A 14,361-nucleotide genomic window follows, 5' to 3' on the forward strand; every position below is an offset into this window, starting at 1 on the left:
TAAGGATTTTTCATATTTTTGCGGCCATGAAACAATCCGGATTTCTTAGATTTCTTATTATTGCGATTCTTTTATCTCTGTCTGTTATGTGCTTACATTCACAATCGAGACCGTCGCCGCTGACGCTCGAACAAAAACTTAAGGATCATGGACTTGTCGATGTGGCGGGTCTTGATTCAACCATATGTGTAAGTCTGATGTATGCGAGAGAGGATAATTTTACGGGCGTGTTGCTCTACACCGATGGCCTTGAGCGGGCTTATCTGCAACCGGAAGCGGCTGCGGCGGTAGTGCGGGCGCAGGCTGAGCTTGGCAGGATCAGTCCGGGTCATCGGTTGCTGATCAAGGATGCCGCCCGTCCGATGAGCGTCCAGCGCCGGATGTTTAGAGCTGTCAGCGGAACCCCCAAGGCAAATTATGTGGCCAACCCGGCCAGAGGCGGCGGTCTGCATAACTATGGACTGGCGGTTGATATAACCATTGTCGATCAGGAGGAGCGTGAACTTCCTATGGGAACTCCGGTTGACCATCTTGGTCCGGAAGCGAATATCGATGCCGAGGAAGCGCTGGTAAGGCGTGGCGTAATCAGTGAGACCGAGCGGCAGAACCGTCTGCTCCTGCGTCGTGTCATGACCTCGGCCGGATTTCACACCATCCGCACAGAGTGGTGGCATTTCGACCTTGTCAATAAGGCCAAAGCTCGCGCATCGTTCAGACGGCTTGATTTCTGACCCTTTTTCAGCGTCGGGAAAAACTTCTCAACTCGGAAAAAAAATCGTAACTTTGCACCATAAAATCATAAAAAACAATAAACCCATGTCTCTTACCGACGAAATAGCCCGCAGACGCACGTTTGCAATCATTTCACACCCTGACGCAGGTAAAACAACGCTCACTGAAAAACTTCTGCTTTTCGGTGGGGCGATCCATGTGGCAGGTGCCGTAAAGTCAAATAAAATCAAGAAGACTGCGACTTCCGACTGGATGGAAATCGAAAAGCAGCGCGGCATCTCTGTGGCAACCTCGGTAATGGGTTTCAACTACGGTGATTATAAGATCAACATTCTTGACACTCCCGGTCACCAGGATTTCGCGGAGGATACTTACCGCACCTTGACAGCGGTAGACAGTGTGATCATAGTGGTCGACGTTGCCAAAGGTGTCGAACAGCAGACCCGTAAGCTCATGGAGGTATGCCGTATGCGTAACACTCCGGTGATTATCTTTGTCAACAAACTCGACCGCGAGGGCCGCGATCCGTTTGATATTCTCGACGAACTTGAGAGCGAACTGAAGATCAGCGTGCGCCCGCTGTCATGGCCTATAAATATAGGTGCGAAGTTCAAGGGAGTCTACAATATTTTTGAGCATTCTCTGGATCTCTTTACCCCCGACAAGCAGCGTGTCAGCGAGCGTGTCGAAATTGATTCCGTCACAGATCCGCGTGTCGACGAAGCGGTAGGGGAGACTGATGCCGCCAAGCTTCGCGAAGACCTGGAGTTAATCGAGGGCGTTTATCCCGAATTCGACACCGAAGCCTATCTCGAAGGCAAAGTGGCTCCGGTGTTCTTTGGCTCGGCGCTGAATACTTTCGGTGTGAAGGAACTTCTGGACTGTTTTGTGAAAATCGCTCCTTCTCCCCGTCCGGTCAATGCCGAAGAACGTGCCATCAATCCTGACGAAGAGGGCTTTTCGGGTTTCGTGTTCAAGATTCATGCCAACATGGACCCAAATCACCGTTCCTGCATTGCTTTTGTCAAAGTATGCTCTGGAAAGTTTGAACGCAATGCTCCCTACAAGCATGTAAGATCCGGCAAGACCATGAAATTTGCAGCCCCGACTGCCTTCATGGCACAGAAAAAGAATATTGTCGACGAGGCATATCCCGGTGACATTGTCGGTATTCCCGATACCGGCAACTTCAAAATCGGCGACACTCTGACATCCGGAGAGACTCTGCATTTCAAGGGCCTTCCGAGTTTCTCGCCAGAGATGTTCAAATATATAGAGAATTCCGACCCAATGAAGGCCAAGCAGCTTGACAAGGGCATACAGCAGCTGATGGATGAGGGCGTCGCACAGCTGTTTGTCAACCAGTTCAACGGCCGTAAGATCATCGGAACTGTCGGACAACTCCAGTTTGAAGTCATACAATATCGTCTGCTCCACGAATATGGCGCGCAGTGTCGTTGGGAACCAATATCGCTCTACAAGGCCTGCTGGATCGAGAGTGACGATGCCGAAGCGCTTGCAGCTTTTAAAAAACGCAAGCATCAGTTCATGGCTGTCGACAAAGAGGGTCGCGACGTATTCCTCGCCGACTCCGGCTACGTGCTCCAGATGGCCCAGAATGACTTCCCCAAAATCCGTTTCCACTTCTCCTCGGAATTCTAAGGCGGAAGTGGCTGCGGACGGGCGACAATTGCTGTAAGGTATTATCAGGGCATTGAATGTGGATGATTATAACATTCAATGCCCTGATTGTTAAAGTCTACGCAGTAGGGTGAAACAAGTGGTCGTGAAAAATAAAATAAAAAAGTTGCTGCAAAATTTGGATAGTTCGCAGAAAATATCTACCTTTGCAACGCTTTAGAGAAAGTGAGACACTTTTAACTAAGTGTAAAACAATTCAACAAGCACCTGGAGAGATGGGTGAGTGGCTGAAACCACCAGTTTGCTAAACTGACGTAGGAGCAATCCTACCACGAGTTCGAATCTCGTTCTCTCCGCAAAAGAGCTGCAAATCATAGATTTGCAGCTCTTTTGGCGTTTAGGTGGATTGGTGGTCTTTTGGAGGTGTGTGCTACGTGTACTGAGGCTGGATGAAAATCTACTATCAGATGCAAAGTATATAGAAGAAATCTTATCTCCATCTTTTTTTACAGTCCATTCCGACCCGCGCTGCAAGTAATATCATAAACTTAACCTTGAACTGGATTATTTTACAACATTAACATGGTTTTCAGGGTTAGGGATAAAGTATCTTGTAATATCTTCATCTTCGCATTTTGCTTCGTGCCTAATGTAGCGATTATCGTTGCGTAAGATTGTGAAGTCTTCCCGTCCGCCTTTTACCGCTCCCACTGGATGTCGGTGTCTATATGCAAAAAATATACTTGATGGAATGAGGAATATCGGGTCAAGCCGAAAGCACGGTGCATGAATTTTGAGAAAAGTGTTAAATTTGTGGCATGAAAACCGCAGATGCAATATGGATGTGCCTGCCCGAGGGCATGGACGAACTATTTGAAATGGTGCGCTTCGAGCGCACGGAACAGTCCTATGACATATGGCTTGACGAAAAGAAGAAACTGTCTGATGAAGACTATCGTAATCCAAATATCGTAGCGCGAGGCTATACGGATTATGTAACAATACAGGACTATCCGATGCGTGGACGGCCTGTATTTCTTCACATGCGCAAGAACAAGTGGTGGGACAGGCAGACCAACGAAATCTTCAGCTACAATCTCGAACTTCCCAACGAGGAAGGAACACGACTCAGCGCCGAGTTCGTGGCTTTTTTAAAAGACGAAGGTGGAGACGACAGCCCTGTCGATTAAACAGATAGCGCAGATGTACTGCGTCAACGGCAAACATTTTGCCGACTTGTACCGCAATAAGATAAGCGGTTACGCCGACTGGTGCGAACAGGAGCTTGGCTGTGGGTTCTATTTCAACGCCGATAATATCGGCCCTTACATGAGTCTTGATGAGACGTGTCTGAGCAACGGGGAGGTATGGACGTTCCTGACCAACAAGGACGGCCACGGAGGCAAGGGAACACTTGCGGCAGCCATTCCCGGAACAAAGAGTGACGAAATTATATCCATACTCATCGGAGCTATGGAGAAATCAATCAGACGCAGGGTCAAGGAAGTGACCTGCGATCTCTCGCCATCAATGATGCTCATAGCCGCAGAAGTGTTCTATAACGCCCATGTAGTCAACGACCGTTTTCATGTCCAACAGGTCTATAATGAGGCCGTTGACGAAATCCGCATTGACATTCGCCGACAGCTCATCGCAGAGGAAAACAACCGCAACAAGTCCGAACCGCCGGTAACGTACTCCAACGGAGAGACCATGCGCCAGATACTGGCTCGCAGCAAACACACTCTGATGATGTCGCAGAACAAATGGACTGACATACAGCGCCATCGTGTCAACATACTGTTCAAATACTATCCAATATTGAAGGCTGCATACAGCCTTGCGATGGAGCTGCGCAAGATTTTCAACGCTAAAATCTCACCGACAAAAGCCATGGGGAGGATGAACAAGTGGTATGAAAAGGTAATGGCATTGGGTAACAACAACTTCCGCTCGGTAATCAAAACATTCAAGAACCACGCCCCAACAATCCTGAACTATTTCCGTCGTCGTGCGACCAATGCCTCTGCCGAGGCATTCAACTCTAAAGTCAAAATATTTCGCTCACAAATGCGTGGTGTCCGGGACCGCGACTTCTTCATCTTCCGATTAGTCAAACTCTACGCCTAAAAATTTAACACTTCTAATTGCCCAATTTAACATATGCACCGTGCTTTCGGCTTGAGCCGGAATATCCCTTTTGTATCGGCAGCAAGAACTATGTAGGCGATTCTCTCACTCTTTATTACTTCCGGATCTATGCTATACCACCACGTCTTGTGTTTATATCCGAAATCTTTAGAGCCCCTGAAATAAAGATTTCCCATTGAAGAAGAATAGATTGGTCTCCTTCCAGGGTATTTTTCTATATTCTTGAACTCTGGTGGAAGAATACTGATGGATTGCTCTATAGAAAGGTAGTTCATGACTTCAGTAGTAAGTATATTAATTAGTGTTAAAGAATTTAGATTCGGTTTATTCAATATGATTCAGAGTGGTAGAATTGGGCTGAAATCGCAAAATCGAGGCGTTCAGAACACAGTTCCGAGGTGTCGGCGACATCAAGTTCTTTATGTTCAAACTGGCCACTCTATACTCTTGACATTCCCCTTCCGCCCACCGGAAAAATCCGCTGACCCGTGATTCGGGCGCCGGAGACGGCGTGTCCCGTTTTTGTCCCGGCTGTTTAAAGGAAAACAGGTTTAACTTATTGAGCTAAACCTGTTTTCTCTTGCTTTTGTCGGGGTGACTAGACTCGAACTAGCGACCTCACGCCCCCCAGACGCGTACTCTAACCAACTGAGCTACACCCCGATTATCTTTCAAAAGCGTTGCTTTGTTTCTCAAAAGCGATGCAAAGGTAGGGAGTTATTTTTAAACTTCCAAATGTTTGCCATAAAATTAACCTATGTTAACTTAAAATTGCTGTTTTGATCCTCGTTTGTTAAATATTTTAGCTTTTAGGGGCTTCAGGCAGCTCTGCAACCTTCTTTCGGTTTCTGCGCTTTTTTTCATGAGGACGTATAAAATATTCGTCATAGTAGGCGAGGACGAGGGTGGTGAGGGGGAGAGCTATGATCAGCCCGATCATTCCAAAGAGTGTTCCCCATACGGAGAGAGACAGAAAAATGATTGCCGGATTCATGCTCATGGCTTTTCCGATGATCTTTGGAGTGAGCACCAGATCCTGGATGGCCTGCACGATGCAATAGACGGCTATCATCTCCCAGAACAGTGTCCAGAAGCCGATCTCTCCGCCGACTGCCACGACTATACATATAAGTGTGGCCGGGATGAGTGACACGAGCTGGAGATAGGGCACCATGTTGAGCAAACCGATGAACATGCCGAGCACTATGGCCATTGGCAGTCCTATTATGAGGAATCCGATGCTGAAGAGAATGCCGACGATGAAGGCTACAAGCGCCTGTCCGCGGAAATAGTGGTTCATCGAGATTTTCACGTCATGGCCGATCTTGAAGACTATGCGGCGATATTTCGGCATGACCATGCGCCTGAATCCTGACGATATTTTTTCATAATCAAGCATGATGAAGACCACATACAGGAATACTATGATCCAGCTGAAGAGGCTCATGACAAGCGAGATCGAGCCGGTGATCACCTGCCAGGAGGCTGAGAAGCCCTCTTCGATCATTTTCATCCATTCCTCGTGGGAGAGTTTCCGGGCTATAAGTTCGAAGTTTACGTTTTTTCTGAGGAATTCATGAAGTTCTTCCGGCACGAACGGTATTTTGAGGTCTGTGGCGGCATAGGCTTTGATAAGTCCGGCCATCTGGCTTGACTCTCGTACAATCATCGGGACCAGCAGATAGCAGAGCACGATGAAGAAAAAAGTCATTTCGAACAGAGTGACGAATGTTGCTATGGTTCGTCCTTTGAGATTTAGCAACTGACGGTTGAACTGGACGAACGGCTCAAGCAGGTAGGCTATCAGACAGCCTACGCAGAAGGGGAGTAACACTCCTTTAAGTATGTTGACCAGCCAGATCAGTCCGACAAACAGTACACAGTTGATCAGAAGTCTGACTGTCCGGTCGAGATCGTAGCGTTGACGTACAAGCATAGTAGGAATTAGGGTTGTGGTGGTGAAACGTGTGTAGGATATTTTGCCACGAAATTACAATTTAAATTCTGATTTCCCATTATTTTGCGTAATTTTGTAATGCTTAACATGCACTTTCGCTGCGGTCTGCCGAGACTGTCAGTTGCGCCTGATGCAGATAATTTAATTAAAATCACATACTTATCAATGGAAAATTTAAATCAAAATGTCGTTCAGCCTGTGCGTCAGCTGCTTTCTGACAAGGCATGGGCTCGCTGGACAGCTCTGGCGCTTGTGGCGTCGATGATGCTGTTCGCCTACATGTTTGTCGATGTGATGTCGCCCCTGCAGTCACTTGTCCAGACCCAGCGCGGATGGTCGCCCGATGCATTCGGTTATTATGCCGGAGCCGAGTATATCCTCAATGTCTTCGGCTTCCTGATTCTCGCCGGCATCATCCTCGACAAGATGGGAGTCCGCTTCACCGGTACACTTTCTGCTTCCCTCATGGTGATCGGAGCTTTCATCAAGCTCTATGCCATCAGCGATGCATTCCAGGGCACAGCCCTTGACCAGTGGCTCGGTTCATGGTGGACCGCCATGCCCGGCAGCGCCAAGCTTGCCGCTCTCGGCTTCATGATCTTTGGCTGTGGCTGCGAAATGGCCGGTATCACTGTTTCCAAGACTCTTGCCAAATGGTTTGAAGGCAAGGAAATGGCTCTCGCGATGGGTCTTGAAATGGCTATCGCGCGTGTGGGCGTGTTCTTCATCTTCACTATCTCGCCCCGTTTGGCCGACTGGTCGGCATCTCCGACAGTGGTAGTGCCCGTGGCTTTCTGCTCGGCTCTCCTCTGCATAGGCCTGCTCTGCTTCATAGTGTTCACCTTCATGGACTCGAAACTTGACAAGGAAATGGGTGCTGCCAAGGTTGAAGAAGCCGCTTCCGACGAAGAGTTCAAACTTTCTGACGTAGGCGCCATCTTCGGCAGCAAACTCTTCTGGATCATCGCCATGCTCTGTGTGCTCTACTACTCGGCCATCTTCCCCTTCCAGCGTTATGCGGCCAATATGCTTCAGTGCAACCTCGGCATCTCCGAGACCCAGGCTTCCGATATTTTCCGCTGGTTCCCGATCGGAGCTGCTGTGCTTACTCCCTTCCTCGGTTATTTCCTTGACCGTAAGGGCAAAGGCGCGAGCATGCTCATTCTTGGCGCGATACTGATGATTGTCTGCCACCTGACTTTCGCATTCGTTGTTCCGACAACTCAGAGCGAGCTTATAACCTACTCGGCTATCGTCGTTCTCGGCATTTCGTTTTCGCTTGTGCCTGCGGCTCTGTGGCCCTCAGTGCCCAAGATCATGGACAAGCGTTTCCTTGGTAGTGCCTATTCTCTGATTTTCTGGGTGCAGAATATCGGTCTGGCATTTGTGCCCATCATTATCGGCAAGGTCATCACATGGTCTAACCCTGGCATCACTGATCCCTTGCAGTACAACTACACTGTGCCGATGTGTTGCTTCGCTTCACTCGGCGTACTTGCACTGATTTTCGGTATCATTCTCAAATCAATGAACGCCATACACCACTACGGTCTCGAAGACCCCAACATCAAGGAAGACTTCGAAGATGTCCGTATTGATGGCGAGGCATAAGACTGTCTGTTATTAAGAAGACAAATGAAACGAGTCCCGCAGACCCAAAGCCGATTGCCGGCCGGTCTGCGGGACTTACTTGTTTTTGTGAAGATGTAGAGTATCTGAGCAGTGGTATGATATAAGTTGAGAGGTTTCGCCAGGCCTTATCGGCTGCCGGCTGATGACTGGTCTACACTGGCATCGGCATTGACAATCTTGCGGGCGCCACGTTTCTGATGTCCCCATTGGATGTTGTAACGCACCTGGATGAATGGCATCGGAGCCATGTCAAGCCTGATGTGGGTTGAATTGGTGTTGTATTTGTTAAGTGATTTCGAACCGCGGTCATATTTTGTGAACGGGCATATGGCTCCGGCTGTGAACTCCCACAGACGCCATTCATAGCTCAGAGCGAGTATTGACAGAGATTCGCCCCAGGTGATGGATTCGCCCCAGAGGTCACGCTGGGCTTTCTGATACTGGGCTGTGAGGGTAAAGTCCCAGTGTTGCAGCATGGCTGTGACATCGCCGCTCCAGTCATGGTTGTGGAGCCGGTAGTCGCGTCCGCGCATCTGTTCGGCGCGATACTGTATCGTCCCGCTGACATTCAGCCATTCCGGTATGATTTCCACTTGCGGCGAGAGATAGAAACTCAGATTTTTCAGGCCGCGGCTGTTTTCGTATGACTTTATCAGACGGTCTTCGCTCCATTCAAAGCAGGGAGTGATAGCGTCAGGGCTTGTGAAGGCTCTGATGCCGAAGGTGCCCATCACTTTCGGGAAAGTGAAATTATAGCGCAGCGTCAGCATGTATGACGACGAGGTCTTGAGGTGTGGATTGCCTACGAGCCACTGGAAGCCGTCAATCTGCTGCGGAGCCACGTTGGTCTGCGCGAGAGTCGGAGCGGATTGCCAGGTAGTGAAATTCAGTCTGAACTGTGAGCTTTCATTGAGCCGGTAAGTGGCTGTGAACTGAGGCCGCAGGTTCCAGCTTGAGTTACCCTGGTCTGTTTCTTTGAAGAGAAACGATGTGTATTGGGCGCCGAGACCGGCTGTAAGGGTGACGTTTTTGATGCGCTGGAAATACTCTCCGAAGAAGTATACCTTGTCTTGGCTCTGGTGGAAGATGGCTCCGCCGAGATTTTCATAGGTTGAGCGGTTGCGGTTGGCCGTATATGAAACTCCGGCTGTCAGGCGTGAATTTTTCCAGTTTTTGATATAGTTAGCCTCGATGCCGTAGGCTTGGTTACAGTCGCGTATCCGAGTGTTGACATCAGTAAGCTGATTCTCTGTGGCAGCATTGCGCTCGTTGTAGTTGTGAGTGGTGCGGCCGTTATAGAGAGAGCCGTTGAAGTCAATGGCAATGAGCTGGTCACGGACGAAATGCTGTTCCAGATAGGCCTGGAAACTTGGTGTGAAGCCTTTTTTTGAGTTGTAGTCATGCAGCAGTATGGCATCTGGAGAGTTGCTGAGAGAAAGCAGCCCTTCATAGAGGCTGGTCTCAGGCCATGCCTTGTAGCCGTGGACTGCCACCCACAGTACTGTCGTGTCAGGCTTTATGTAGCTGTAGTCAAGCTGAAGACCTCCGAAAGTGGCGTCCATATATCCGCGGGTAGGCGTTTCAGTGCGTGTCAGAGTCTGGCCGTCGGGGTAAGTGAACACTTCGTGATATTCGCGGTGCATTTCCACCTTGTTGGTCAGCTTGAAATTGGCGCTCATCCCGAATTGCGATCGGCCGTTGTTAAGCTTTAGGCCGGCATTGTATTGTCCCCACGAGCAGTTCAGCGCCGGCATCGCCTGGGTCATAAGCGAACCGCCGGCAGAAGGGTTTATCACTATGAAGTTGAGCACAGCGTTGGCTCCTTTGTATCTCAGTCCGGGATTATCTATCCATTCCACCCGCTTTATAGTCTCAGGCAAGAGATTGCGTACCTGATCAAGGCTTGCCTCGCGGCCGTTGATCCGGACCTGAACGCTTTGGCCTGATGATGTCACGCTTGAGAGAGCCTCATTGACGGTGAGTGTGGGGATCATCAGATTTTTAAGCATCTGCAGGCCGTTTTTTGAATGCTCGATGGCGCTCACTGACGGATATAACACATCCATATCTGATTTGCGCAATACTTTTGGCGCCTGGATGACGATTTCCTGCAGCTCCTGGGTGGCGATGGTGTCGGACTGCTGTTGCTGGGACGACACAAGTAGTGATGAGGCTGTGATAAAGATAACTGATAGCTGTTGACGTAACATTTGGCTTGTTATGTGTATGATTTCGAATTATGGATTCGTATGTATGTGTGACGTTAGATGCCGGGCATGCTGACGGAGTTACAAAGTTACGACAAAAAATCACCCCCCCGGTAATTAAAAAATGTTAAAACGAGCGTTCACGGCGTGAGGCATCAATACGCAGCAATATAAAAAGGAGGAAAGTAAATCCCCACAGCGATGAACCTCCATAGCTGAAGAAGGGTAGCGGGATGCCGATGACCGGACACAGCCCGATGACCATGCCGATATTAATCGATATGTGGAAAATCAGATAGCTCGCCACACAATAGGCATAGACGCGCCCGAACACCGTAGGCTGCCGCTCTGCAATATTAATTATCCTGAGAATCAGTATAAGGAACAGAAGTATCACTGTTGCCGATCCCCAGAGGCCTTCCTCTTCGCCCACGGTGCAGAAAATGAAGTCCGTGTGCTGTTCAGGCACATATTTTAGCTTGGTCTGTGTACCGTTAAGGAAACCTTTGCCCCACAAGCCGCCTGAACCGATGGCTATTTTCGACTGATTGACGTTATAGCCGGCTCCACGGAGATCTTCTTCCATGCCAAGTGCCACCTTGATTCTCATCTGCTGGTGGCGCTGGAGGATGGAAGTGAAGGCATAATTCACGGAAAACAGAAATACAATGGCGGACAGGGCTGTCGCCACTGTTATGACAAGTTTGCGGGCTGTGGTTTTGAACATCAGCAGCACGCAGTAGGCCAGGGCCGCCATGATCACAGCTATGAAAAAGATTGTACCCGGAACTTCCACCCCGCATATCTCAAGCACGGTGACTGCGATGCCGGTGCCTGCAAACCAGAGAAACACATTGCGGGCAGCTGTGAATTCCTTGCAGTAGACAGCGAGCATAGCCACTATCAGCACCATGATCATGATGAAGACCGCTGCCTGACCTGAGGGAATGCCGAGGAGCATGGAGCCGGTGAACTTCACCGCTACCACGAAAAATGTAACCGCACACAATGCAGCAAGCAGCACCAGTCCGCTCATTCCCTCGCGGTAGAGTACAAAAAACAATGAGAGATAGACCAGCGCCGATCCGGTTTCGTTCTGGGCAAGAATCAGGATCACGGGCATGAATATTATCATCAATGCGAGCATATAGTTCTTACGCGAGGCATTGAGGACGAAGTTGTAGCTTGAAAAGAGTTTGGCAAGGCACAGAGCAGTGGAGAATTTGCCGAATTCAGCCGGCTGCAGACTCATCGGGCCGAGCACAAGCCATGAATGAGATCCCTTTGTGTTAGGCGCTATGAATATGGTGATCAGCAGCAATAGCAACACTGTGCCGTAGATGACATAGGCATAATTCTCATAGACTCTGACATCTATCAGCAGCAGTACGAGACCCAACACGAGCGAGAGCCCTATCCATCTAAACTGCTTGCCGGAAAACTCGGTGAAACTGAGCATATTCGCATGGTCGAAATCATAGCTCGCGGCATAGATGCTCACCATGCCTGCCATTACAAGTATTAGATATAGGATGACTGTGAACCAGTCAACCTGTTTCAATACCGAACCGCTGTTTTCCTTTTGCTGCACCTTGGTCTATTTTTAATAGTTTATTGAAAATATGTGGATATGGTAAGTGGTGGGATATGTAGAGCTGCCGGTCGATCAATGCTTTTTGGTGCCGGCAAATTGAATGGTGTTGGACTGCAGCATGCGTTCCTCAAGATATTTGCGCTCCGGAGGAATGTAGCCGCGCAGATAGCGCTCCATGACGAGCGAGCCGATCGGCACACCGAACGTGGCACCGAATCCTGCGTTCTCCACATAGACCGCAATGGCGATCTTCGGGTCGTGATAAGGAGCGAAGCCCATGAATGCCGAGTGGTCGCGTCCGTGGGGGTTCTGAGCCGTACCGGTTTTGCCGCAGACTTCGATGTCAGAAAGGTTGGCTATGCGGCATGTACCGCCGGTGACGGCCATTCGCATACCTTCGGCAATGTCGTTATACCAGTGGGCTGCGATAGTCGGCGTATGCTTTTCAAGATACTGGGCGGGCATCACAGTGTCCTGTATCTCCTTGACTACATGGGGCGTGATGAAATGACCGCGGTTGGCTATGGTGGCTGCAAGGTTGGCTATCTGCAGCGGTGTTGCAAGGATCTCTCCCTGGCCGATAGAAACCGAGATAATAGTGTTGGCGCTCCAGTGACCTTCACCGTAATATCCGTTATAGGTTTTGGAATTTGGTATGTAGCCTCGGTATTCGCCGGGCAGGTCAATGCCGAGTTTGTAGCCGTAGCCCATTGAGACGAGGTGGTTTTTCCAGATTTCGAATGCATTGGCTGACGAGCCATATTTGCTCCGCTTGTCGATCATAGCCTTGAACCCCCAACAGAAATATGCGTTGCACGATGTCTGGAGAGCCGGTTTCAGAGGCAGGGGAGAGCCGTGGCCGTGGCAGCCGACTCTAAGACCTCCTGAAATGAAACCGTGGGCACAAGGAAACATTGTTCCGGTGGTGATGATGTTCTCTTCAAGTAAAATAAGACCCTGTGTAGGCTTGAAGGTAGAGCCCGGAGGATAGACGGCCTGGATCGCGCGGTTGAAAAGCGGTTTGTCAAGGTCGCGCATCATTTCGTTGTAGTTCTTTCCGCGCTCGCGGCCAACGAGCAGACGCGGGTCGTAAGAGGGTGCTGACACAAGACAGAGGATCTCGCCCGTTGAGGGCTCGATCGCCACCACGGCACCTTTTTTGTTGACCATCAGAGATTCGGCATATTGCTGAAGTTCGATGTTGAGCGACAGTTTGATGTTTTTTCCGGCCACGGCATCGCGGTCGAGCGCTCCGTCTTCGTAGCGTCCCTGAATTCGTCCGAGAGCATCGCGCATCAGCACCTCGGCCCCTTTGCTGCCACGGAGATATTCTTCATAAGTGTGCTCAATGCCGATGTCACCTATATAGTCGCCGGGCATGTAATACGGATCTTTGTCAATGTCTTTCTGCGCCACTTCGCGGATGTTGCCCAGCACATTTGCTGCTGTGCGGTAATTATATTCGCGCAGAATTCTTTTCTGGATATAAAAACCCGGAAAGCGGTAGAGTTTTTCCTGCAGGCGTCCGTATTCCTCGGCGCTGAGGTGGGTAAGAAGCCGTTGCGGCGAATATGACGAATAGCCCGGATTGCGGCGCTTGTCTTTCATGTCGATGAAGCGTTTGCGCAGATCTTCGGGCGTGATGTTGATGGCGCGGCAGAAATCGAGGGTGTCGAACTCCTTGACGTCACGCGGAATCATCATCACATCATAGGCCGGCTGGTTGTAGACCACCAGGCGGCCGTCGCGGTCATAGATTATGCCGCGCGATGGGTAGACCGCCTTGCGCAGAAATGCGTTGGAGTCGGCATATTCTTTATATTTCGAGTCCAGTACCTGCAGACTGACAAGACGTGCTATGTATATAAGGGCTATAACCACGATAAAACCGCTGATGATATAGCGCCTTTTTTCGAGATTATAATCTTTTCTCACTTTGTGGTGTCATGAAACTGTCAATCCCGATCATGAGAGCCATTGAGAGAATGGTGCTGAAGACTATGCGCAGCAGCAGTCTGACGGGATTGAAGAATGTGAATGCTTCGATAAGGAATATGAGGCTGCAATAGAGCAGCGTCAATGTGAGCAGATATTTCAGGTATGTGGCTGTTCCGAGAGAATACATCGAAGGTTCAGGACGGGTGAGGTCTTCCTCGCGGGGCACATAGAGACGCAGGATCGGCTTGCGCATCATTGCCTCGATAGTGCAGGCGAGGGTATTCATTCCGTATGTGTCGGAGAAGATGTCGACTATCAGGCCAAGGAAAAATCCGATTGTAAGCATCCAGTTGACCGACAGGGTGATAGGCAGTCGCACCAGCAGGTAGATGAATACCAGCGGCACAGCCACGTTGAAAAGGCAGATGTGGTTGAACACTATCACCTGCGCCAGCACGAGGATGAATCCCAACAATATGAACTGAAGCACCGTTTTGCTCACGTAGCGC

At 49.7% G+C, this 14,361-nt stretch carries 11 protein-coding genes and 2 tRNA genes; 6 read left to right on the forward strand and 7 right to left on the reverse strand.

From position 1 onward, the window contains the following. Positions 1-86: 86 nt before the first annotated feature. The 5 genes from FDZ78_RS01230 to FDZ78_RS01250 all read left to right on the forward strand — a co-directional run bounded on the left by FDZ78_RS01230 (position 87) and on the right by FDZ78_RS01250 (position 4,503). Positions 87-731, forward strand: a complete 645-nt coding sequence (locus FDZ78_RS01230; RefSeq protein WP_240740300.1) for a M15 family metallopeptidase — start codon at positions 87-89, stop codon at positions 729-731. Positions 732-816: 85 nt separating this feature from the next. Then, entirely contained in the window at positions 817-2,394 is a 1,578-nt protein-coding gene (locus tag FDZ78_RS01235; RefSeq protein WP_107030992.1) for a peptide chain release factor 3, read from the forward strand. A gap of 248 nt (positions 2,395-2,642) precedes the next feature. Next, positions 2,643-2,729 (forward strand) — tRNA-Ser (locus tag FDZ78_RS01240). A gap of 462 nt (positions 2,730-3,191) precedes the next feature. Beyond that, the gene (locus tag FDZ78_RS01245) at positions 3,192-3,563 is read left to right on the forward strand and encodes a transposase family protein (protein ID WP_107037111.1); all 372 of its coding nucleotides are present in this window, start codon (positions 3,192-3,194) and stop codon (positions 3,561-3,563) included. Beyond that, positions 3,538-4,503 carry a transposase gene (locus FDZ78_RS01250; protein WP_240740261.1) on the forward strand — a complete coding sequence of 322 codons (966 nt, stop codon included), beginning with the start codon at positions 3,538-3,540 and terminating at the stop codon, positions 4,501-4,503. The genes FDZ78_RS01245 and FDZ78_RS01250 overlap by 26 nt, the downstream gene beginning before the upstream one ends. A gap of 26 nt (positions 4,504-4,529) precedes the next feature. On the opposite strand, the gene FDZ78_RS01255 is transcribed toward FDZ78_RS01250, so the two are convergent. The 3 genes from FDZ78_RS01255 to FDZ78_RS01265 form a co-directional block, all read right to left on the reverse strand. Then, the gene (locus FDZ78_RS01255) at positions 4,530-4,799 is read right to left on the reverse strand and encodes a hypothetical protein (protein ID WP_136408839.1); all 270 of its coding nucleotides are present in this window, start codon (positions 4,797-4,799) and stop codon (positions 4,530-4,532) included. A gap of 314 nt (positions 4,800-5,113) precedes the next feature. Continuing rightward, a tRNA-Pro gene (locus FDZ78_RS01260) sits at positions 5,114-5,187 on the reverse strand. 139 nt (positions 5,188-5,326) lie between these two features. Beyond that, positions 5,327-6,460 (reverse strand): AI-2E family transporter, encoded by a 1,134-nt coding sequence (locus FDZ78_RS01265; RefSeq protein WP_123398761.1) that lies wholly within the window; start codon positions 6,458-6,460, stop codon positions 5,327-5,329. Positions 6,461-6,646: 186 nt separating this feature from the next. On the opposite strand from FDZ78_RS01265, the gene FDZ78_RS01270 reads away from it, so the two are divergent. Continuing rightward, complete coding sequence (locus FDZ78_RS01270; RefSeq protein ID WP_240740299.1) at positions 6,647-8,092, forward strand: MFS transporter; 1,446 nt, start codon at positions 6,647-6,649, stop codon at positions 8,090-8,092. Positions 8,093-8,238: 146 nt separating this feature from the next. Here the strand turns inward: FDZ78_RS01270 and FDZ78_RS01275 are convergent, their stop codons facing one another. From FDZ78_RS01275 to FDZ78_RS01290, 4 genes are all read right to left on the reverse strand, one after another. Further along, positions 8,239-10,323, reverse strand: coding sequence for a hypothetical protein (locus FDZ78_RS01275; RefSeq protein ID WP_124075478.1), 2,085 nt, complete (start codon positions 10,321-10,323; stop codon positions 8,239-8,241). Positions 10,324-10,447: 124 nt separating this feature from the next. Continuing rightward, positions 10,448-11,911 (reverse strand): rod shape-determining protein RodA, encoded by a 1,464-nt coding sequence (rodA, locus tag FDZ78_RS01280; RefSeq protein WP_240597544.1) that lies wholly within the window; start codon positions 11,909-11,911, stop codon positions 10,448-10,450. Between the two features lie 75 nt (positions 11,912-11,986). After that, positions 11,987-13,849, reverse strand: a complete 1,863-nt coding sequence (mrdA, locus tag FDZ78_RS01285; protein ID WP_107030996.1) for a penicillin-binding protein 2 — start codon at positions 13,847-13,849, stop codon at positions 11,987-11,989. Beyond that, positions 13,833-14,354 (reverse strand): rod shape-determining protein MreD, encoded by a 522-nt coding sequence (locus tag FDZ78_RS01290; protein ID WP_136408838.1) that lies wholly within the window; start codon positions 14,352-14,354, stop codon positions 13,833-13,835. The genes mrdA and FDZ78_RS01290 overlap by 17 nt, the downstream gene beginning before the upstream one ends. Between the last annotated feature and the right edge of the window lie 7 nt (positions 14,355-14,361).

Origin of the sequence: Duncaniella sp. B8, assembly GCF_005304985.1 — a bacterium.
In the GTDB taxonomy this organism is placed as follows: domain Bacteria; phylum Bacteroidota; class Bacteroidia; order Bacteroidales; family Muribaculaceae; genus Duncaniella; species Duncaniella muris.